This is a genomic window from Streptomyces sp. NBC_00249 (assembly GCF_026342355.1).
GTDB lineage: Bacteria > Actinomycetota > Actinomycetes > Streptomycetales > Streptomycetaceae > Streptomyces.
In genome coordinates, this window is sequence record NZ_JAPEMV010000010.1 from 357,954 (window position 1) to 378,413 (window position 20,460).

Sequence of the window (20,460 nt, forward strand, 5' to 3'; positions counted from 1 at the left end):
TGCGACCCGGGGCTGCTGCGGTCACCACCAGTGTGCCGCGCCACGCATCCCGTTGTGGAGTATTTTTCTAGAAACTTATTCTGGTTCAAGGGAGCACCAGATCCGGTCCGGAAGGACCTTCGCCGCCTCGTCGAGGTCGAGCTCGTACGTGCTGGCCAGCCATCTCCGCGCCGCCTCCGCGACCGGACCCATCACCAGCACCTCCACCAACGGCACGGACAGCGGCCGGATTTCGCCCTTCTCCATCCGCGTCCACATCCAGGCGCCGATGTCCGCGAGCATGACCTCCTTGGCCGCGCGGATCTCCTCGGCATGGATCGCGAGGTACCCGGAGTAGGCGGAGGCATGGATGAACAGGGCGGCGTCCCGCTGCTCCTGCGTGAAGCGAAGGTAGGCGCGCACCAGCGCCCGTACGCCCGTCCGCGCGGTCCGCGTCCGGGTCACCGCATCCGTCAGCTCCTCGAAGAGGCGGCCCATGCAGCGGGTGTACAGGGCGGCGGCGAGCCCGTCGAAGCTGCCGAAGTGGTGGTAGAGGCTGCCCAGGCTCACCCCGCTCGCCGCCGTCACGGCCTGCACGGTGAAGCCCTGCTGGCCCGACTCCGAGTACACGCGCAGGGCGGCGGTCAGGAGCTGGTCGACGGTGGCCTCGCCACGCTGTTGCTTCACCATGCCCGCCAGCGTAAGTCCCCTCCCCGGGACGTACGCCCGGGGATGTACGGCCGGCCCCGGCGTAGATCCACGGGCCGATGGCAGCCGCCCGCGCTCCTCCTAGCGTGAGAGGCGTCGGCCCGCAGCGGGCCGCACGCCCCTGACGGACCCGCAGAGAGGAACCCGATGCGACGCATGCTCCTGGCAGGTGCCGCCGTAGCCACGGCCCTGGCCGCCACCCTCACCACCACGGCCACCGCCCGGGCCGCCGAGACCCCGTCCCTCACCCTGCCCGCACCCTCCGGGCACCAGCCGGTCGGCCGGTCCGTCCTCCACCTGAAGGACGAGGCCCGGGCCGACCCGTGGGTGCCGTCGGAGAAGCGGGAGCTGATGGTCTCCCTCTGGTACCCGGCCGCCGCACCCTCCGCCACCCCTGCCCCCTACATGACGCCCAAGGAGTCCGCGCTGTACGGCGCGGCGATCCAACCGCCCGTGCCCGCCGACCTGTTCGCCAAGGTCGTCACCCACGCGACCGTGGACCCGCGCCCCGTGAAGGTGCGCGGCGGCCTGCCCCTCGTCGTCCTCTCCCCCGGCTACGGCATGCCGCGCGCCACCCTCACCGGCCTCGCCGAGGAGCTCGCGAGCCGCGGGTACGCGGTCGCCGGGATCGGCCACAACTACGAGGCCGACGGCATCGAGTTCCCCGACGGGCACGCCACCAGCTGCGTGACCTGCGCCGACAAGAACTTCCCGAAGGTCGGCGCGGTCCGCGCCGAGGACATCTCCTTCGTCCTCGACCGGCTCACCACCGCCGGGCAGCAGCCCGGTGTGGCCGTCGACCCCGCCCGGATCGCCGTCGTCGGGCACTCGGCCGGCGGTTTCAGCACCGTCCCGGCCATGGTGGGCGACCCGCGCGTGAAGGCCGCCGTCAACATGGACGGCAACTTCCACTTCCCCAACGACACCGCGCTGGACCGGCCCTTCCTGATGCTGGGCAAGCCGAGCCACGTCCCCGGCGGCCCCGACACCACCTGGGACAAGACCTGGAGCAAGGACCTGACCGGCTGGAAGCGCTGGCTCACCGTCGACGACACCGAGCACCTGTCCTTCACCGACATCGCGCCCCTGGCGAAGCAGGCCGGCCGCCCGATCCAGAAGCTGGACGGCGACCGCGCCTTCTCCGTCACCAGGACCTACGTCACCGCGTTCCTCGACCAGCACCTGCGCGGCAGGCACGCGCCCCTCCTGGACGGCCCGACGGCCTGCTTCCCCGAGGTCCGCTTCCACCAGCCGTAAGGCTGAGGGGCCTACCGCTGGCGCAGCCAGCCCGCGACCTCGGTCGCCCAGTACGTCAGGATCGTGTCCGCGCCGGCCCGCTTGATGCCGAGCAGCGTCTCCACAATGGCCCGGTCGCGCTCGATCCAGCCCTTCTCGGCGGCCGCCTCGATCATCGCGAACTCGCCGCTGATCTGGTACGCCGCCACGGGCACGTCCACGGCCTGCGCGACCCGGTACAGGATGTCCAGGTAGGGGCCGGCGGGCTTGACCATGACCATGTCGGCGCCCTCCTCCAGGTCCAGCGCCAGCTCCCGCAGCGACTCCCGGGCGTTCGCCGGGTCCTGCTGGTAGGTCTTGCGGTCACCCTGGAGGGAGGAGGCGACGGCCTCCCGGAACGGCCCGTAGAAGGCGGACGAGTACTTGGCCGTGTACGCCAGGATCGACACGTCCTCGTGCCCGGTCTCGTCCAGCGCGTCGCGGATCACCCCGACCTGGCCGTCCATCATCCCGCTGGGCCCCACCACGTGCACACCGGCATCGGCCTGGACCTGGGCCATCTCCGCGTACCGCTCCAGCGTCGCGTCGTTGTCGACACGGCCGTGCTCGTCGAGGACCCCGCAGTGCCCGTGGTCGGTGAACTCGTCGAGACACAGATCCGACATGATCACCAGGTCGTCCCCGACCTCGGACTTCACGTCGCGGATCGCCAGCTGCAGGATCCCGTCGGGCTCGGTGCCCGCCGTACCCAGCGCGTCCTTGTTCTCGTCCGCCGGGACCCCGAAGAGCATGATCCCCGCGACGCCCGCCTCGACGGCCTCCACGGCGGCCTTCCGCAGCGTGTCCCGGGTGTGCTGGACGACGCCCGGCATCGCCGAAATGGCGATCGGCTCGCTGATGCCCTCCCGGACGAACGCCGGAAGGATCAGGTCCGAGGGGTCCAGCCGCGTCTCCGCGACCATCCGCCGCATGGCCGGGGTGGTGCGCAGCCGACGGGGCCGCGAGCCGGGGAAGGATCCGTACGCGCTCATTCTCAGTCGCCTCTTCGAGCATCGACAGCAGTCGCAGCCAAGCGTAGTGCCGCGACCGGCACACGGAACGGGGGCCCGGGCGCTGACGCGCCCGGGCCCCCGTTCGGTTCATCCGTCGTCTCAGGTCGTACGCCGCCTGCGCGCGCCCGGACGGCGCTCGCTCGGCCGGGCCACCGTCTCGCCGGCCTCCTTGGCCGCCTCGCGCCGGGCCTCCCCGTACGCGGCGAGGGCCTCCGCCAGCTTGCTGACGCTCGGCTCCGGCGACAGCACGTCCACGCGCAGCCCGTGCTCCTCCGCCGTCTTGGCGGTGGCCGGCCCGATACAGGCGATGACGGTCACGTTGTGCGGCTTGCCCGCGATCCCGACCAGGTTCCGCACGGTGCTCGACGACGTGAACAGCACGGCGTCGAAACCGCCGCCCTTGATCGCCTCACGCGTGTCCGCCGGCGGCGGCGACGCCCGCACGGTCCGGTAGGCCGTGACGTCGTCGACCTCCCAGCCCAACTCGATCAGCCCGGCCACCAGCGTCTCGGTGGCGATGTCGGCGCGCGGCAGGAACACCCGGTCGATCGGGTCGAAGACCGGGTCGTACGGCGGCCAGTCCTCCAGGAGACCCGCGGCCGACTGCTCACCGCTCGGCACCAGGTCCGGCTTCACACCGAACTCGACCAGCGCGGCCGCGGTCTGCTCGCCCACCGCGGCGACCTTGATGCCCGCGAAGGCACGCGCGTCGAGCCCGTACTCCTCGAACTTCTCCCGCACCGCCTTCACCGCGTTGACGGACGTGAAGGCGATCCACTCGTAGCGGCCCGTCACCAGGCCCTTGACCGCCCGCTCCATCTGCTGCGGGGTGCGCGGCGGCTCCACGGCGATGGTCGGCACCTCGTGGGGCACCGCGCCGTACGAACGCAGCTGGTCGGAGAGCGAAGCGGCCTGCTCCTTGGTGCGCGGCACGAGGACCCGCCAGCCGAACAGCGGCTTCGACTCGAACCAGGCCAGCTCCTCACGGCGCGCGGAGGCACCCTGCTCACCGACCACGGCTATCACCGGACGGGAGCCCTCCGGGGAGGGGAGCACCTTGCCCTGCTTGAACACCTGGGCGATGGTGCCGAGCGTCGCGCACCAGGTCCGCTGCCGGGTCGTCGTCCCGCCCACCGTCACCGTCAGCGGCGTCTCGGGCTTGCGCCCGGCCGAGATCAGTTCGGCGGCCGCGCTCGCGACCGTCTCCAGCGTCGCCGACACGACCAGGCTGCCGTCGCTGGCGCCCACCTCGCTCCAGCAGCGCGCCGAGGCGTGCCGGGCGTCGACGAAGCGCACGTCCGCGCCGGACTCACCGCGCAGCGGGACACCCGCGTAGGCGGGCACGCCGACGGCGGTGGCCACACCGGGCACCACCTCGAAGGGGATCCCCGCGTTCGCGCAGGCCAGCATCTCGCCGGCCGCGTTCCCGTCGAGCCCCGGGTCGCCCGTGACCGCACGGACGACCCGCCTGCCGGAGCGCGCGGCCTCCATGACAAGATTGGCGGCGTCGCGGATCACCGGGACCCCGGCGGCGGCTGACAGTTCGTCAGCGACCGTCAGCTGCGGCGTGTCGACACCCGCGCGCGCATGGGTCCGTACGACGTCGAGCACTTCTGGCTCGGCGACCAGTACGTCCGCGGCGGCGAGCGCCTCCACGGCGCGCAGCGTCAGCAGACCCGGGTCGCCCGGGCCGGCACCGAGGAAGGTGACGAGCCCCTGCGCGGCGACGGCCGGAAAAGCGGAGGTGGTGGGGCTTGAGGGGTTCAAAGGGATCGCTCCCCCATCAGACCGGCCGCGCCCTTGGCCAGCATCTCGTCCGCGAGTTCGCGGCCGAGCGCCATGGCTTCGTCGTACGACTGGGGCACGGGACCGGTGGTGGACAGCTGCACCAGCGTGGATCCGTCGAGGGTTCCGACGACACCGCGCAGGCGCATTTCATTGACATTTCCGTCGGCCAGCAGGTCGGCGAGCGCGCCCACGGGCGCACTGCAACCGGCCTCCAGGGCCGCGAGCAGGGCACGCTCCGCGGTCACGGCGGCCCGGGTGAGCGGGTCGTCGAGCTGCGCGAGCGCGGCGATCAGGTCCGCGTCGGACGCGAGACACTCCACGGCCAGGGCTCCCTGGCCGGGCGCGGGCAGGACGCTGTCGACCGACAGCAGGTCGGTCGCCTCGTCCCCGCGGCCGATCCGGTTCAGCCCGGCGGCGGCCAGCACGACCGCGTCGAGCTCACCGGCCCGGACGTACCCGATCCGGGTGTCGACGTTCCCGCGGATCGCGACGGTCTCGATCGACTTCCCGAGGCTGCGGGCGTACGCGTTCAGCTGCGCCATCCGGCGCGGCGAACCGGTACCGATGCGGGCGCCGTCGGGCAGCTGCTCGAAGGTCAGCCCGTCCCGGGCGACGAGCGCGTCGCGCGGGTCCTCCCGCTTCGGCATGGCCGCGACGACCAGCTCGGCGGGCTGGGTGGTCGGCAGGTCCTTCAGCGAGTGCACCGCGAAGTCGACCTCGCCGCGCACCAGGGCGTCGCGCAGCGCGGTGACGAACACTCCGGTGCCGCCGATCTGCGCGAGGTTCTCGCGGGACACGTCACCGTAGGTCGTGATCTCCACGAGCTCCACGGGCCGGCCGGTGATCGCCCGTACCGCGTCGGCGACGTGCCCGGACTGGGACATGGCCAGCTTGCTGCGTCGCGTGCCGAGCCGGAGGGGCTGGTCGGGACGTGTGTTCATGATGCCCGTCCTGGGTCGTCGTCGTTCTTCGGATCGGCCGCGTCCGCCCGGCTGACGGATGCCACCGTCTGAGGGTCGAGGTCGAAGAGTTCACGCAGCGCCTCGGCGTACCCGGCGCCGCCGGGCTCGCTGGCGAGCTGCTTGACGCGCACGGTCGGCGCGTGGAGGAGCTTGTCGACGACGCGGCGCACGGTCTGGGTGACCTCCGCGCGCTGCCGCTCGTCGAGATCGGGTACCCGCCCGTCGAGCCGTGCCACCTCCATGGCCACGACCTCCGCGGCCATCGCCCGCAGGGCGACGACGGTGGGCGTGATGCGGGCGGCCCGCTGCGCGGCGCCGAAGGCGGCCACCTCGTCGGCGACGATCCCGCGCACGGCGTCCACATCGGCGGCCATCGGAGCGTCGGCGGAGGCTTCCGCCAGCGACTCGATGTCCACGAGCCGCACCCCGGGAATCCGGTGCACGGCGGCGTCGATGTCCCTCGGCATGGCCAGGTCCAGCAGCGCGAGCCGCACGGGCGCGGCCACGTCACTGCTGCGCACCGCCTTGCGCGGCTGCCGCTGCGCGGCGGCCTCGCCCTGGTCGGCCCAGGTCCCGTGCAGTTCGAGGGAGTTGGCGTCGACCCCGGTGAGCGCGGACCGCCCCTCGGCCGCCAGCCCGAGCGGACACGCGTCCACCTCGGGCGCCGCACTGATGGTCCGCACGGCCCCGGCATCCGCCAACCGCCGCCCAGCCTCAGCGGCGGCAACCAGACGCGCCACCACAGCGGCATCAGGAACAGCCGGCCGCTCACCCACGGCGGAGGCCTGAGCCACGGCGCCGGTCCCGCCACCGGCCGCGGCGGAGCCGCTGGCCGCACCCGGCCCGGAGGCCGACTGATTCAGCTGATCCAGCCCCGCCGGCGTTTGAGGCGCGGGGTCCGGGGCGGAGCCCCGGGACGGGGTCCGGGGCAGAGCCCCGGTTTCGGGAAGGGGCGGGGTGGGGTGAAGCCCCGCAGGGCCCACCACCGCGGCCAGCACGTCATCCCCGGTCAGGACCAACCCCGTGGCCCCGGTACAGGACACGACCACGTCAACACGTGTCAGCTCATCGACGACGGCCGCCATGGGCACGGCCCGCGCAGCAACACCGGTGCCCGAGGCAACCAGAATCTCCGCAAGGCGCTCCGCCCGCTCGGCGGTCCGGTTCGCCACCACGATCTCGGCGACGCCAACCCGCGCCAGCGTCGCCGCGGCCAGCGAGGACATCGACCCGGCACCGATCACCAGCGCCCGCTTCCCCGCGGCCCACTCCGCCACCGGCGTCCGCACGGCCAGCTGCTCGAGCCCGAACGTCACGAGCGACTGCCCGGCCCGGTCGATCCCGGTCTCCGAGTGCGCCCGCTTGCCGACCCGCAGCGCCTGCTGGAAGAGGTCGTTGATCAGCCGGCCCGCGGTGTGGAGCTCCTGCCCCAGCGCCAGCGCGTCCTTGATCTGGCCGAGGATCTGCCCCTCGCCGACGACCATCGAGTCCAGCCCGCACGCCACCGAGAACAGGTGGTGGACGGCCCGGTCCTCGTAGTGCACGTACAGGTACGGGGTGAGCTCCTCCAGCGCGACACCGCTGTGCTGCGCCAGCAGGGTGGACAGCTCGGCCACACCGGCGTGGAACTTGTCCACGTCCGCGTACAGCTCGATCCGGTTGCACGTGGCGAGCACCGTCGCCTCCGCCGCCGGCTCCGCGGCCAGCGTGTCGTGCAGCAGCTTCACCTTGGCGTCGGCGGACAGGGAGGCCCGCTCCAGCACGCTCACGGGCGCGCTGCGGTGGCTCAGGCCTACGACGAGCAGACTCATGCCGGCATCACCGCCGGCACGTCACCCTCGGGACCACCCTTGCGCGCGGCCGCGGCGGCCCGCCCGGCCGGCGGCTCGACGGCGGCGGCCGGAGCGGCCCCCGTCCCCGTACCGGCGGCGGGCTCCACAGAAGCGACGGCGGACGCGGCCGCGGACGAACCGGACGAGGACGAGGCGGCGGCAGCCGCCTCCTCCCCCGCCTTGCGCTGCTCGTGGAACGCCAGGATCTGGAGCTCGATCGACAGGTCGACCTTGCGCACGTCCACGCCGTCCGGCACCGACAGCACGGTCGGCGCGAAGTTCAGGATCGAGGTCACGCCGGCGGCGATGAGCCGCTCGCTGACCTGCTGCGCGGCGCCGGCCGGGGTCGCGATGACCCCGATCGAGACGCCGTTCTCCTCGATGATCTTTTCGAGGTCGTCGGTGTGCTGCACCGGCATGCCCGCGACCGGCTTGCCGGCCATCGCCGGGTCGGCGTCGATCAGCGCGGCCACGCGGAAGCCGCGCGAGGCGAATCCGCCGTAGTTGGCGAGGGCGGCGCCGAGGTTACCGATGCCGACGATGACGACCGGCCAGTCCTGGGTCAGCCCGAGCTCGCGGGAGATCTGGTAGACGAGGTACTCGACGTCGTAGCCGACGCCGCGCGTCCCGTAGGAGCCGAGGTAGGAGAAGTCCTTGCGCAGCTTCGCCGAGTTGACCCCGGCGGCGGTCGCGAGCTCCTCGGAGGACACGGTGGGAACCGATCGCTCGGAGAGCGCGGTGAGGGCGCGCAGGTACAGCGGAAGCCGGGCGACAGTGGCCTCGGGAATACCTCGGCTGCGGGTCGCCGGTCGGTGAGTTCGGCCAGTTGCCACGATGCTCCTGCGGGATGAGCGGGGCTGCAGGCGGCCACTTGTCCCAGGACCGCCCCGTCGAATGCAGGCTATGTCTTTGTGAACGCGTGCACAAAGATTGTGTCCGCTTTGTCCGAGCAAAGTGACCGGGGTCACGCGGGCCGGGCATGCGGGGCCCGGAGCGGGAACGGGCCGAACCCGTTCAAATCCCAAAGGGGGCAAACCCGTACACACTCCTCATCGATACGCCCCCGAGTCCCCATAAATCGCCCACGATGGTAACGGTCGAAAGGGTCAGGCTCCCAATGCCCGGCGCAACCTGTCAGGGTTCACCCTCCAGAAGGTGTGCTGCTCGCCGTCGACCAGCACCACGGGGATCTGCTCCCAGTGCAGCCGGTAGAGCTCTTCGTCCTGCGAGATGTCCTTCTTCTCCCACTGCGCACCGGTCTCGGCGCAGATCTTCTCGATCACTTCCTGGGCGTCGTCGCAGAGATGGCACCCCGGCTTCCCGATGAGCGTGACCATCCGCTCCTCGGGTCGCTTCTTTTCCTTACGGCGCAGCAAAGGGCTCATGCCCTCATTGTCCCGCGCCGCCCGGGCGTGCCCGAAGAGTTAACCGCTCCGTTTCCCGGCGGTTCGGGAACTCCCGAACACAATGGCTATGCTCGCGTCATGGCCGCTCTGGGATGGCTCACCCCCCGTAGGCGCTCCGCGACGGCGCGGAGCGTGCTGGCAGGCGAGGCCTCGGCCGAGGCCGCCCGCAAGACCGCTCTGGCCGCGACGGACTCCGTCGATCCGGATTCCACCGACGCCGCGCAGCCCCCCGGCGCACCGGCGATCCCCGCCGACGCCGCACCCCTCGCCCCGACCTCGGACACCGAGGACCACGTCGAGACCCGCGACGAGCAGGACGACGAGGGCCGCGAGGAGTACGAGGAGTACGAGGACGGGGAGCCGGAGTTCCCGGTCCCCGGCGACGACCTCGCCGCCGCCTTCTTCGACCTCGACAACACCGTCATGCAGGGCGCCGCGATCTTCCACTTCGGCCGCGGCCTCTACAAGCGCGAGTTCTTCCGCCGTCGCGAACTGGCCCGCTTCGCCTGGCAGCAGGCCTGGTTCCGGCTCGCCGGCGTCGAGGACCCCGAGCACATGCAGGACGCCCGCGACAGCGCGCTGTCCATCGTCAAGGGCCACAAGGTCTCCGAACTCATGGCGATCGGCGAGGAGATCTACGACGAGTACATGGCGGAGCGGATCTGGCCGGGCACCCGCGCCCTGGCCCAGGCCCACCTCGACGCCGGCCAGAAGGTGTGGCTGGTCACCGCCGCGCCCGTCGAGACGGCCACGATCATCGCCCGCCGCCTCGGCCTGACCGGCGCCCTGGGCACCGTCGCCGAGTCCGTCGACGGCATCTACACCGGCCGCCTGGTCGGCGAGCCGCTGCACGGCCCCGCCAAGGCGGAGGCGGTGCGCGCCCTGGCCGCCGCGGAGGACCTGGACCTCGCGCGCTGCGCGGCGTACAGCGATTCGCACAACGACATCCCGATGCTGTCGCTGGTCGGGCATCCGTACGCGATCAATCCCGATACAAAACTGCGCAAGCATGCCCGCGCCCACGACTGGCGGCTGCGCGACTATCGGACCGGCCGCAAGGCCGTGAAGGTCGGCGTCCCGGCGGCCGCCGGGGTCGGCGCGATCGCGGGCGGCGCGGCCGCCGCCATCGCCCTGCACCGCCGCCGCAAGTAGCGCCACCGGGCCAGGGCCCTAGGCAGGGCCGCCCGGCGCTCAACCACCCACCTCTACCCGCGCCGTCGGCGCGGCACTCCGGCATGCCCGACTCGGTCGTGAGCCACCGTGGAAGCTGGCATTCCGCGCATCCAAGCGATCAGGAATCGATCACCAACTGGGTCTGAATATGCCCTGGACACGCAACAGAAGTGTCGGAACCGGTGATTTCAGCAACTGGGTGTAGCGCTGCCTGTACGAAGCGTTATTCTCCTCAAACGCATGCCACCGCCCATCTGTCGCCACGACGGGTGAACGGTCCCGCACTGCACGTGATGGAAGCTCTGCCTCTGGGAGTCCCGTGTACCCACCTGTCGGGGTTGACGCCTCGGGCCTGGCTACGCTGCGCGCAACGGTCCTCGACCACCTGCGCGGCTTCGTCCCCACCGCGTACGCCGTCCCCGCCTTCGCCGCCGCAGTACCTGCCGGCCTCGGCCCGGCCGGCCCTTGCTACGCCCTGACCGACGGCGGAGCGACGGTGGGCAGACGCGGCCGCGCGGGCGGAAGCTCGGCCGGCACCGCCGGCACGAGCGCGCCCACCGCCCGCCGCCCCACCGCGGACAGCGACCAGGCCCGCATGATGGACCTGGTCGAACGCGCCCAGGCGGGGGAGGCCGATGCCTTCGGCCGCCTCTACGACCAGTACAGCGACACGGTGTACCGCTACATCTACTACCGCGTCGGCGGCAAGGCGACCGCGGAGGATCTCACCAGTGAGACCTTCCTGCGCGCGCTGCGCCGCATCTCCACCTTCACCTGGCAGGGCCGGGACTTCGGCGCCTGGCTGGTGACCATCGCCCGGAACCTGGTCGCGGACCACTTCAAGTCCAGCCGCTTCCGGCTGGAGGTCACCACCGGCGAGATGCTCGACGCCAACGAGGTGGAGCGCAGCCCCGAGGACTCCGTCCTGGAGTCCCTCTCCAACGCGGCCCTGCTCGAAGCCGTACGGAAACTCAACCCGCAGCAGCAGGAGTGCGTCACCTTGCGCTTCCTCCAGGGCCTCTCCGTCGCGGAGACGGCCCGGGTGATGGGGAAGAACGAGGGCGCCATCAAGACGCTCCAGTACCGGGCGGTCCGCACCCTGGCCCGCCTCCTCCCGGACGACGCCCGCTGAGGCGGGCCGCCCCAGGCGTTCCGCACTCCGCACCCCTGCACGCCACCCCCCGCGCCCTCCCGAATCAATACAACCTCACATACACCCGGTGACCCCTCGATGACGCTGTGGTCCGATCATCCTTCGTCCGTAACCCAAGTGCCGCGACGCTCGTTGTGCGGAATGCAGGCTCCCTGTGGACACGCCCTGCCCGAAGCCGCTCACTCGAAAGTGTGGATGTGCTCAAGGCAGGCAACCTTCCGGACACCTTGGGGAGTCGATCGTCATGACGAGAGGAGGTGCCGCCAGTGATCGCGAACGTGACCCCGCACCGGCGGGCGAACGCCTTCGCCCAGGCCCTGGAGGATCGGACCCCGTCCGGTCTTTCGGAACCGGACCCGGCGGCCGAGCAGTCCGAGGCACCTGCCGAACCTGCCGACCACGACCGGTTGTTGGCCCTGGCGAACGTGCTCGGCGAAAGAATGCCGCGCCCGGTGCTGGACCCCGAGGTCAAAGTGGTGCAACGAGCGCAGCTCGTCGCCGCCATGGAGGCCATGGTGATGGAGGAGAGGGCCGGGGGCGGTGCCGCAGCCGACCCTCTGGTGCCCGAACAGCGGACCGGCCGCGGCGCCCACCGGGCGACCTCGCTCCGGAAATTGCGGCCCCGCTCCCGCTGGTCCAAGGGCATCGCAGCGGGCGGCCTCACCGTGGGTGTGGCCGCAGGGGCCTTCAGCGGAGTGGCCGCTGCCAGCACGGACGCCCTGCCGGGTGACTCCCTCTACCCGGTCAAACGGGGCATGGAGGACCTCAAGCTGGGCATGGCCGACGAGGACTCGGACCGGGGCGAGCTCTACCTCGACCAGGCCTCGAACCGGCTGTCCGAGGCGCGCAGGCTGATGGAGCGCGGCCGGACGGGCGTACTGGACCACGAGTCCCTGGGCGAGATCCGCCGCGCACTGGCGGGTATGAAGCACGACGCGTCGGAGGGCCACCGGCTGCTCCAGGCGGCGTACGAACGGGACGGCTCGCTCGGCCCGATCCAGGCGCTGTCCTCGTTCTCCCGCTCGCACCGCGACGCGTGGGGACGGCTCCGGTCGAACCTGCCGCCGCAGCTCACGGACGTCGGGGACGAGGTGAGCTCGGTCTTCCAGGCCATAGACGATGACGTGGCGCCGCTCCAGGGCCTGCTGCCCAAGCCCCCCGAGCAGCACCGCGGCACGAGCACCCCGGCCAAGCCGAGCACCCCCGCCACGGGGAAGCAGCAGCCCGCCCCGGCATCGGGGGCCCCCGCACCGTCCGCACCGGCGGCCACCACCCCGAGCCCCTCCGGCAGCCACCCGGCCTCCGGAACGGGCGGCCTCCTGGGCGGTACGGGCGACCTCCTCCATCCCCCGGCACAGGGCCAGTCGGCCCCGAACCCCTCGGCCCCGACCCCGGACCACCCCGGCCCGGACATCACCCTCCCGCCGCTCCTCCCCGGCCTCCTCCCGGGCCTGGGCATCGCGGCGGAGGACGCCGAGTAGGCACCCTTTTGGCGGGGCTGGCTCCCCAGCCCCGCCAAAATCCAGCCCCGCCGGCGTTTGAGGCGCGGGGTTCGGGGCGGAGCCCCGGGAAACGGACCGTCAGAAGAACACGGACCTCCGCTGCACCAGCAGCTTGTACAGCGTGTGCTGGATCTGCTCCCGAACCTGATCCGTCAGGTTGAACATCAGCATCGGATCCTCCGCCGCCTCCGCCGCATACCCCGCGGTAGCGATCGGCTCCCCGAACTGGATCGTCCACTTCGTCGGCAACGGCACCGCCCCGAGCGGCCCCAGCCACGGAAACGTCGGCGTGACCGGGAAGTACGGCACCCCCAGCAGCCGCGCGAGCGTCTTCGCGTTGCCGACCATCGGGTAGATCTCCTCGGCCCCCACGATCGAGCACGGCACGATCGGCGTCCCCGCCCGCAGCGCCGTCGACACGAAGCCGCCCCGCCCGAACCGCTGGAGCTTGTACCGGTCCCCGAACGGCTTCCCTATCCCCTTGAAGCCCTCCGGCATCACCCCGACGAGTTCCCCGGCCTCCAGCAGCCGCTGCGCGTCCTCCGCGCAGGCCAGCGTGTGACCGGCCTTCCGCGCGATCTCGTTGACCACCGGCAGCTGGAACACCAGGTCCGCCGCCAGCAGCCGCAGGTGCCGCTCCGCCGGGTGGTGGTCGTGCACGGCCACCTGGAGCATCAGCCCGTCCAGCGGGAGCGTCCCGGAGTGGTTCGCCACGATCAGCGCACCACCCTCCTTCGGGATGTTCTCGATGCCCTTGACCTCGACCCGGAAGTACTTGTCGTGCAGCGGCCGCAGCAAGGACATCAGGACCTGGTCCGTCAGCTCCTTGTCGTAGCCGAATTCGTCGACCTCGTAGTCCCCGGTGATCCGCCGCCGCAGGAACGCCAGCCCGCCGGCGATCCGCCGGTCCCAGCTCCCGCCCTCCGGCCCGGCCCCGGGCAGGGGCACGGGCACCTCCGCGTCCGGCTCGCGCACCGGCTCCGACGCCGCCGGCACCACGCGCACCTTCCGCGCGGCGGCGCCTCTTCGGCGCGGCCGGTCCTCGTCGAACGGAATGACCTTGGCGTCCGCCACTATCGCTCCACTCCCTCGTCCACCTTCAGCATCCCCGCCACCCTGTCCACGGCCCGTCCCACCCGTTCGGGCGGCAGCAGCCCGCCGCCCCGGCTCCGCGCGAAGTCCGCGAACGTCTCGGCGGTCGTGTACATCGGCTCGAAGCCCAGGGTGTCCCGCATCTGGGAGGTCTCCACGACCCGCCCGTGGGTCAGCAGCCGGATCTGCTCCGGCGAGAAGTCCGTCGCCCCGACCGCCCGCAGCGCCTGCCCCACCCACGTCACGGCGGGCAGCAGCAGCGGCACCGTCGGCCGCCCCAGCCGCCGCGAGCACTGCGACAGCAGCAGCACCCCGTCACCGGCGATGTTGAAGGTCCCGCTGTTGAGCTTCCCCCGCTGCGGCTCCCCGGCCGCCAGCCGCAGCACGTCCACCACGTCGTCCTCGTGGACGAACTGCAGCCTCGGGTCGTAGCCGAGCACCGTCGGCATCACCGGCATCGAGAAGTAGTCGGCGAGCGCCGAGTCCGCGAAGGGCCCCAGGATGTTCGCGAAGCGCAGCACGCACACCGCGACGTCGGGCCGCCTGCGCGCGAAGCCGCGTACATAGCCCTCGACCTCGGCGGCGTCCTTCGCGAAGCCGCCCGCCGGCAGCGATTTGGGCTGGGTGGTCTCGGTGAAGACGGCGGGATCCCGCGCCGTGCCCCCGTACACGCTGGTACTGGACTTCACCACGAGACGTCGTACCGTCGGCGACTTCTGGCAGGCCCCGAGGAGCTGCATCGTCCCGATGACGTTCGTTTCCTTGACGGTGCTGCGCGCGCCGGGAGCCCCGGCGCTGCCTCCGGTGACCGCCAGATGGACCACCGTGTCCACGGCGTGCTCCGCGAGCACCCGCGCGATCGCCGACTGCCTGATGTCCGTACGCACGAACTCGGCCGAGCCGAGCTGGTGCGGCGGGCTCACCGCGTCGACCGCGATGACCCTCTCCACCTCCGGGTCGCGCTGGATGCGGCGCACGAAGCGGCCACCCAGCTGTCTGGCTGCCCCGGTGACGAGCACGACCTTCCCCACGAGCTCAGCGCCTCCCTCGAAGAAGTACCCCGGCTGCACCGCAGCCCCTCCACCAGGATGGTGGAGGGGCTGCGGAGAACACGTACAGCTGCCGTTTACTTCTTGTTACGGCGCTGGACGCGGGTGCGCTTGAGCAGCTTGCGGTGCTTCTTCTTAGCCATCCGCTTGCGCCGCTTCTTGATAACAGAGCCCACGACTACCCTCGCTCACTTCTCTTCACTCGGTGCGGGGCGTCTGGGCCCACACGACCTACGTCGGCCTAGCCTACCCGCCCAAAGTCTGAGCTTGTAATCCGAGCCCTCCGCAGGTCTTCCTGAGCCTCAGTCTCAGGCCGACTCCACCCCCACGAAGGACTCCCGGAGGTACTCGTGAACCGCGTTCTCGGGGACCCGGAAGGACCGGCCCACCCGGATTGCGGGCAGATGACCGTTGTGCACCAGGCGGTACACGGTCATCTTCGACACTCGCATCACCGAGGCGACCTCCGCCACGGTCAGGAACTGAACCTCACTGAGAGGCCTCTCGCCAGCAGCCATGACACACCTTTGACCTTCCGCGCATGACGGGCACCGGCTTCCCCTCCGGTTACTCCTCGTCGTCGCACGCTCACTCCCCAGAGTAGGGGCGTGTGATACGAGTGGGGAAGAGGAGCTACGGCCACTCCTGACGCACCGGCAGGCGCGCACGGTGCAACACGAAGCGCATGAGCGGTCCGTAGTAGTCCGAACGCACCGCGTCATCAAGCGGAACGACCACCGCCACCCGCCCCTCGGCCTCCCCGACGAACAACGCGGGATCGTCCGTATCGGCCAGCCCGATCGCCTCCACACCGAGCTGACCTGCGCCGCAGACCCAGCCGTGGTCCCCCACCACCAGTTCCGGCAACGGCCCGCCGGCCTCCGCCAGCGCCCCGAGCGCGATCCGAACCGGCAGCGGCGAATGGGTGTGTGCGCCGGTCGCACTCCCCGGCTCCCGCGCGCCGGGTTCCCGCACCAGTGCGACTCCCCCTACGTAATCGATGCGGTGCGGACGTACGCCGAACCGGGTCGCCATGTCGACACCGACCCCCCGCGCCGGAGTGAGGACAACACATCCCGCCGCCGACAGCGCCCGGGCCAAAGAGACGTAGAAGCCCAGGAGCCGATGCGGGTGGCCCGTCCCGAACAGCACCGGCGACCGCGCTCCGGCCACCGCCCGCAACCGCTCCGCGAAGGCCTCCAGGGCCGCCAGCGTCCGCTCCGGATCGATCACGTCGGGCCCACTGACGTGCGCCGGATCCGCCGAGACCCCGCACTTGCGCGCCATCAGCCCCAGCAGATCACCCTCACCCCACCCGCCGTCCGGGTCGAGCCCCAGCAGCACCCGCGGATCCCGCGCCGCGAACAGACGGTAACTGCGCAGGCTCTCCTCCCGCGTCGTGGCGACGGGCCCGGCCAACCGGGCGGCCAGCAGATGCGCACGCAGCGCGCCGGTGCTCAACACCCTCCGATGCTGCCGCACCACACCTGGCGGGTCATCAATTCCACGGAACCGCCCCACAGTTGGCGTAACGATGCATCGCCCCGATACCTGCGGGGCACGCCGGCTACAGCAGCATCCCGCGCAGCGGGAACACCGCCCGCCGCGTCGCCAGCACCGCCTGGTCCGTCCGGTCCGCCGGGTCGTAGCCCGCCTCCCAGTGCCGCCACTCCACCGTGCGCCCGTCCGTCATCCGGGCCGGCCCGAGCTGCCGCGTCCGCGCGTACACCTCGTCCCGCCAGGCCTGCGGCACCTCGGCCGCCGGATCCACCGGCCGGTGCGCGGCGATCCCCACCAGGTGCGTCCACGACCGCGGTACGACGTCCACCACCGCGTACCCGCCACCGCCCAGCGCCAGCCACCGCCCGTCCGCGTACGTGTGCGCCAGCTCGTGACACGCCTCCTGGACGGCCCGCTGCGCGTCCAACGACACCGCCAGATGGGCGAGCGGGTCCTCGAAGTGCGTGTCGGCCCCGTGCTGGGTCACCAGCACCTGCGGCCGGAAGTCCGCCAGCAGCTCCGGCACCACCCCGTGGAAGGCCCGCAGCCAGGCCTCGTCCCCGGTCCCGGCCGGCAGCGCCAGGTTGACGGCGCTGCCCTCCGCCCCGGCGCCCCCGGTCTCCTCCGGCCACCCCGTCTGCGGGAACAGCGTCCGAGGGTGCTCGTGCACCGACACCGTCAGCACCCGGGGGTCGTCCCAGAACGCCGCCTGCACCCCGTCGCCGTGGTGGACGTCCACGTCCACGTACGCGACCCGCTCCGCGCCCAGCTCCAGCAGCCGCGCGACCGCCAGCGCCGCGTCGTTGTACACGCAGAAACCGGCCGCGCCACCCGGCATCGCGTGGTGCAGCCCGCCCGCGAAGTTCACCGCGTGCCCGGCCTCCCCGCGCCAGATCGCCTCCGCCGCCGCCACCGACTGCCCGGCGATCAGCGCCGACGCCTCGTGCATCCCGTGGAACGCCGGATCGTCCACCGTCCCGAGCCCGTACGAACCGTCCGCGACCCCCGGGTCCGCCGACACCTCGCGCACCGCGTCGACGTAGTCCTCCCGGTGCACCAGCCTCAGCGTGGAGTCCCCGGCCGCCGGGGCCGCCCGTACCTCCATCGCCCGGTCCAGCCCGAAGGCCCGTACCAGGCCCATGGTCAGCGCAAGACGCACCGGATCCATCGGATGGCTCGGTCCGAAGTCATACCTCGTTACCGCCTCGTCCCACATCAACAACCCGCGGCCGCTCATGCCCGACACCGTATCGGGCGCCGTCCGCGCCGAACGAGCGGGTATTGACCAGCGTCACCAGCACCAGAACCATCGGCACGAGCATCGCGCCCCGATAGCTCCACGCGTCCCCGACCGCGCCCACCAACGGCGAACCGACCAGGAACCCCACGTAGTTGAAGATGTTCAACCGCGCGACCGCCGTGTCCGAAGCCCCCGGGAACAACCGCCCGGCGGCGGCGAAGGTCTGCGGCACGATCACGCACAGCCCGATCCCCAGCAACGTGAACCCGAGCATCCCCGTCCACGCCCCCGGCGCGGCGGCCACCACCGCGAAACCGCCGGCCGCCACCACCGTCCCGCCCCGCACCACGGCCACCGCCCCGAACCGGCGCACCCCCAGGTCCCCGACGGCCCGCCCGATCAGCGTCGTCACCATGTACACGTTGTAGGGGACCGTCGCCAGCTGCTCGGAACTCCCCAGCACGTCCTGGAGGTACTTGGCACTCCAGTTCGCCACCGTCGAGTCCCCGATGTACGCGCACGCCATCACCAGGCACAACGGCAGCAGCAGCTTCCCACCACCGACCCCCAGCCCCTTCTCGACCCCTTCGACGCCCCCACCGACGGCGTCCACATAGAACCGGCTCCCGACCACCACCAGCGGCAGCAGCACCACCACCGCCGGCAGGTACCCGGTGAACAGCGCCAGATGCCAGTGCGCCCCCGCCCAGGCCGCCGAAGCCCCCAGGATCCCGCCCAGGCTGTACGAGGCGTGGAAGCCCAGCATGATGCTGCGCCCGTACGCCCGCTGGAGGCTGACCCCGAGCATGTTCATCGAGGCGTCCAGCGCCCCGACCGACAGCCCGAACACCCCCAGGGCCACCGCCACGTGCCACAAGGCGGTCCCGGCCCCCACCCCGAGGAGCGCGAGCAGCACCACGGGCTGCGCCCACCGCAGCACCACGCTGGGCGCGACCCGCTTCACCAGGTGCTCGGTGGCGACGCTGGACACCCCGGCGAGGATCGGCACGGCGGCCAGGAACGCGGGCAGCAGCCCGTCGGATATCCCGTACTGGGCCTGGATGGCGGGGATCCGCGTCACGAGCAGGGCGAAGGCCACGCCCTGCGCGAAGAAGCTGAACCCCAGAGCGCCACGCCCGCGCCGAAGCCGCACATCAACCGTCATGGCGGCACAGCGTAGGCCCCGGGGCTACCCGTGGGTAGAGCGATCACACACCCAATCCGAGCAGCCCGTACAGCTCCTTCATCTCCCCGAAGTGGGCGGTGGCCCCGGCCAGGTCGGAGGCGGGGGTCATGGCCGTGTACGCGAGCACGTCCATCCCGGCGGCCCGCGCGGCCTCGACCCCGAGCCGGCTGTCCTCGACGACGACGCACCGCGCGGGGGCGACGCCCATCATGTCGGCGGCGTGCAGGAACAGGTCCGGCGCCGGCTTCCCGCGGCCGACGTCCTCGGAGCTGAAGATCCACTCCTCTTCGAACCACTCGTCGATCCCGGCGCTGCGGTGCCCGGCCCGGATCTTCTCGTGGCTCCCGGAAGAGGCCAGGCAGTACGGAACCCCCTGCGCGGACAGCTCCGCCAGCACGTCGGTCACCCCGGGTACGGGCTTGAGGTCCCGCCCGAAGGCGGCGACGGTCCTCTCGTACAGGGTGTGGTCGAACTCCTCGGGCAGCCGCTGCCCGCTCCGCTCGAAGACGAGGTCGTGCACCCGGTGCACGGCGGCACCCATGTAGTCGCGGAGCGACTCCTCATAGGTGGTCGGGTGTCCCAGCTCGGTCAGGTACCCGGCGAGGATGGTGTTCGAGAGCGGCTCGCTGTCCACGAGGACGCCGTCGTTGTCGAAGATGACCAGCTCATAGCCCATCCGTCCACCCTACGATCCGTCAGCACAGGTTCACGGCAGCCCCGTGCGGGTAAACGGACGAACCCTGCCCGGGCCCGGCCGGCGGCCGGACGGGCCCAGAACGCAGAAAAGCCCCGCACCATAAGGTGCGGGGCTTTCCCACAATGATTGTTCGGCGGCGTCCTACTCTCCCACAGGGTCCCCCCTGCAGTACCATCGGCGCTGAAAGGCTTAGCTTCCGGGTTCGGAATGTAAACCGGGCGTTTCCCTAACGCTATGACCACCGAAACACTATGAAGTTAACCAACCGGGCATGGACACGGTTCGTTACTTCAGAACTAACACAGTGGACGCGAGCAACTGAGGACAAGCCCTCGGCCTATTAGTACCAGTCAGCTCCACCCGTTACCGGGCTTCCACATCTGGCCTATCAACCCAGTCGTCTACTGGGAGCCTTACCCTCTCAAGGAGGTGGGAATACTCATCTTGAAGCAGGCTTCCCGCTTAGATGCTTTCAGCGGTTATCCCTCCCGAACGTAGCCAACCAGCCATGCCCTTGGCAGGACAACTGGCACACCAGAGGTTCGTCCGTCCCGGTCCTCTCGTACTAGGGACAGCCCTTCTCAATATTCCTACGCGCACAGCGGATAGGGACCGAACTGTCTCACGACGTTCTAAACCCAGCTCGCGTACCGCTTTAATGGGCGAACAGCCCAACCCTTGGGACCGACTCCAGCCCCAGGATGCGACGAGCCGACATCGAGGTGCCAAACCATCCCGTCGATATGGACTCTTGGGGAAGATCAGCCTGTTATCCCCGGGGTACCTTTTATCCGTTGAGCGACGGCGCTTCCACAAGCCACCGCCGGATCACTAGTCCCGACTTTCGTCCCTGCTCGACCCGTCGGTCTCACAGTCAAGCTCCCTTGTGCACTTACACTCAACAC

General features: G+C 71.3%; 19 protein-coding genes and 2 rRNA genes. 4 read left to right on the forward strand and 17 right to left on the reverse strand.

The genetic code is table 11. The features are described from left to right. Nucleotides 1-75: 75 nt before the first annotated feature. Nucleotides 76-669 carry a TetR/AcrR family transcriptional regulator gene (locus OOK31_RS35510; protein ID WP_267091524.1) on the reverse strand — a complete coding sequence of 198 codons (594 nt, stop codon included), beginning with the start codon at nt 667-669 and terminating at the stop codon, nt 76-78. Nucleotides 670-834: 165 nt separating this feature from the next. Between OOK31_RS35510 and OOK31_RS35515 the strand changes: the two genes are divergently transcribed. Further along, the gene (locus OOK31_RS35515; protein ID WP_267091525.1) at nt 835-1,944 is read left to right on the forward strand and encodes an alpha/beta hydrolase; all 1,110 of its coding nucleotides are present in this window, start codon (nt 835-837) and stop codon (nt 1,942-1,944) included. A gap of 11 nt (nt 1,945-1,955) precedes the next feature. On the opposite strand, the gene hemB is transcribed toward OOK31_RS35515, so the two are convergent. From hemB to OOK31_RS35545, 6 genes are all read right to left on the reverse strand, one after another. After that, the gene (gene hemB, locus OOK31_RS35520; RefSeq protein WP_267091526.1) at nt 1,956-2,954 is read right to left on the reverse strand and encodes a porphobilinogen synthase; all 999 of its coding nucleotides are present in this window, start codon (nt 2,952-2,954) and stop codon (nt 1,956-1,958) included. Between the two features lie 120 nt (nt 2,955-3,074). After that, on the reverse strand, nt 3,075-4,742 hold the full coding sequence (locus OOK31_RS35525) for a uroporphyrinogen-III synthase (RefSeq protein WP_267091527.1): 1,668 nt from the start codon (nt 4,740-4,742) through the stop codon (nt 3,075-3,077). Beyond that, on the reverse strand, nt 4,739-5,704 hold the full coding sequence (gene hemC / locus OOK31_RS35530; protein ID WP_267091528.1) for a hydroxymethylbilane synthase: 966 nt from the start codon (nt 5,702-5,704) through the stop codon (nt 4,739-4,741). The genes OOK31_RS35525 and hemC overlap by 4 nt, the downstream gene beginning before the upstream one ends. Beyond that, nucleotides 5,701-7,536 (reverse strand): glutamyl-tRNA reductase, encoded by a 1,836-nt coding sequence (locus tag OOK31_RS35535; RefSeq protein WP_267091529.1) that lies wholly within the window; start codon nt 7,534-7,536, stop codon nt 5,701-5,703. The genes hemC and OOK31_RS35535 overlap by 4 nt, the downstream gene beginning before the upstream one ends. Further along, nucleotides 7,533-8,390: a redox-sensing transcriptional repressor Rex gene (locus OOK31_RS35540; RefSeq protein WP_267091530.1), complete on the reverse strand. Its 858-nt coding sequence runs from the start codon at nt 8,388-8,390 to the stop codon at nt 7,533-7,535. The genes OOK31_RS35535 and OOK31_RS35540 overlap by 4 nt, the downstream gene beginning before the upstream one ends. A 273-nt stretch (nt 8,391-8,663) precedes the next feature. Beyond that, entirely contained in the window at nt 8,664-8,942 is a 279-nt protein-coding gene (locus OOK31_RS35545) for a glutaredoxin family protein (protein WP_267091531.1), read from the reverse strand. A 99-nt stretch (nt 8,943-9,041) separates the two neighbouring features. Here OOK31_RS35545 and OOK31_RS35550 point away from each other — a divergent pair, with 99 nt between their 5' ends. From OOK31_RS35550 to OOK31_RS35560, 3 genes are all read left to right on the forward strand, one after another. Then, nucleotides 9,042-10,115 carry an HAD family phosphatase gene (locus tag OOK31_RS35550; protein WP_267091532.1) on the forward strand — a complete coding sequence of 358 codons (1,074 nt, stop codon included), beginning with the start codon at nt 9,042-9,044 and terminating at the stop codon, nt 10,113-10,115. A 340-nt stretch (nt 10,116-10,455) separates the two neighbouring features. Next, on the forward strand, nt 10,456-11,268 hold the full coding sequence (locus tag OOK31_RS35555) for an ECF subfamily RNA polymerase sigma factor, BldN family (RefSeq protein WP_267091533.1): 813 nt from the start codon (nt 10,456-10,458) through the stop codon (nt 11,266-11,268). A gap of 287 nt (nt 11,269-11,555) precedes the next feature. Continuing rightward, nucleotides 11,556-12,770 (forward strand): DUF5667 domain-containing protein, encoded by a 1,215-nt coding sequence (locus tag OOK31_RS35560; protein WP_267091534.1) that lies wholly within the window; start codon nt 11,556-11,558, stop codon nt 12,768-12,770. Nucleotides 12,771-12,869: 99 nt separating this feature from the next. Here OOK31_RS35560 and OOK31_RS35565 read toward each other — a convergent pair whose 3' ends face one another. From OOK31_RS35565 to OOK31_RS35610, 10 genes are all read right to left on the reverse strand, one after another. Continuing rightward, on the reverse strand, nt 12,870-13,865 hold the full coding sequence (locus OOK31_RS35565) for a lysophospholipid acyltransferase family protein (protein WP_267091535.1): 996 nt from the start codon (nt 13,863-13,865) through the stop codon (nt 12,870-12,872). Beyond that, nucleotides 13,865-14,914, reverse strand: coding sequence for an NAD-dependent epimerase/dehydratase family protein (locus OOK31_RS35570; RefSeq protein WP_267091536.1), 1,050 nt, complete (start codon nt 14,912-14,914; stop codon nt 13,865-13,867). Before OOK31_RS35570 ends, OOK31_RS35565 begins: the two co-directional genes overlap by 1 nt. 95 nt (nt 14,915-15,009) lie before the next feature. Then, nucleotides 15,010-15,108, reverse strand: coding sequence for an AURKAIP1/COX24 domain-containing protein (locus OOK31_RS35575; RefSeq protein ID WP_003948845.1), 99 nt, complete (start codon nt 15,106-15,108; stop codon nt 15,010-15,012). 132 nt (nt 15,109-15,240) lie between these two features. Then, a complete protein-coding gene (locus OOK31_RS35580; RefSeq protein ID WP_162688852.1) occupies nt 15,241-15,450 on the reverse strand; it encodes a helix-turn-helix domain-containing protein in 210 nt (69 codons plus the stop codon). Between the two features lie 115 nt (nt 15,451-15,565). Further along, entirely contained in the window at nt 15,566-16,396 is an 831-nt protein-coding gene (locus OOK31_RS35585; protein WP_267091537.1) for a phosphatase, read from the reverse strand. A 103-nt stretch (nt 16,397-16,499) separates the two neighbouring features. Further along, nucleotides 16,500-17,669: an acetoin utilization protein AcuC gene (locus tag OOK31_RS35590; protein ID WP_267091538.1), complete on the reverse strand. Its 1,170-nt coding sequence runs from the start codon at nt 17,667-17,669 to the stop codon at nt 16,500-16,502. Next, nucleotides 17,620-18,837 carry an MFS transporter gene (locus OOK31_RS35595; RefSeq protein ID WP_267091539.1) on the reverse strand — a complete coding sequence of 406 codons (1,218 nt, stop codon included), beginning with the start codon at nt 18,835-18,837 and terminating at the stop codon, nt 17,620-17,622. Before OOK31_RS35595 ends, OOK31_RS35590 begins: the two co-directional genes overlap by 50 nt. A gap of 43 nt (nt 18,838-18,880) precedes the next feature. Next, entirely contained in the window at nt 18,881-19,534 is a 654-nt protein-coding gene (locus tag OOK31_RS35600; protein ID WP_267091540.1) for an HAD family phosphatase, read from the reverse strand. Between the two features lie 149 nt (nt 19,535-19,683). Further along, nucleotides 19,684-19,801 (reverse strand): 5S ribosomal RNA (rrf, locus tag OOK31_RS35605). A gap of 74 nt (nt 19,802-19,875) precedes the next feature. Then, a 23S ribosomal RNA gene (locus OOK31_RS35610) occupies nt 19,876-20,460 on the reverse strand; the annotation flags it as partial.

Excerpts from the sequence above, each read along its gene's own strand:
- OOK31_RS35510 (WP_267091524.1), bottom strand. The coding sequence starts at position 669 with ATGGTGAAGCAACAGCGTGGCGAGGCCACCGTCGACCAGCTCCTGACC.
- OOK31_RS35515 (WP_267091525.1), top strand. The coding sequence starts at position 835 with ATGCGACGCATGCTCCTGGCAGGTGCCGCCGTAGCCACGGCCCTGGCC.
- hemB (WP_267091526.1), bottom strand. The coding sequence starts at position 2,954 with ATGAGCGCGTACGGATCCTTCCCCGGCTCGCGGCCCCGTCGGCTGCGC.
- hemC (WP_267091528.1), bottom strand. The coding sequence starts at position 5,704 with ATGAACACACGTCCCGACCAGCCCCTCCGGCTCGGCACGCGACGCAGC.
- OOK31_RS35535 (WP_267091529.1), bottom strand. The coding sequence starts at position 7,536 with ATGAGTCTGCTCGTCGTAGGCCTGAGCCACCGCAGCGCGCCCGTGAGC.
- OOK31_RS35545 (WP_267091531.1), bottom strand. The coding sequence starts at position 8,942 with ATGAGCCCTTTGCTGCGCCGTAAGGAAAAGAAGCGACCCGAGGAGCGG.
- OOK31_RS35550 (WP_267091532.1), top strand. The coding sequence starts at position 9,042 with ATGGCCGCTCTGGGATGGCTCACCCCCCGTAGGCGCTCCGCGACGGCG.
- OOK31_RS35580 (WP_162688852.1), bottom strand. The coding sequence starts at position 15,450 with ATGGCTGCTGGCGAGAGGCCTCTCAGTGAGGTTCAGTTCCTGACCGTG.
- OOK31_RS35590 (WP_267091538.1), bottom strand. The coding sequence starts at position 17,669 with ATGAGCGGCCGCGGGTTGTTGATGTGGGACGAGGCGGTAACGAGGTAT.
- OOK31_RS35595 (WP_267091539.1), bottom strand. The coding sequence starts at position 18,837 with ATGACGGTTGATGTGCGGCTTCGGCGCGGGCGTGGCGCTCTGGGGTTC.
- OOK31_RS35600 (WP_267091540.1), bottom strand. The coding sequence starts at position 19,534 with ATGGGCTATGAGCTGGTCATCTTCGACAACGACGGCGTCCTCGTGGAC.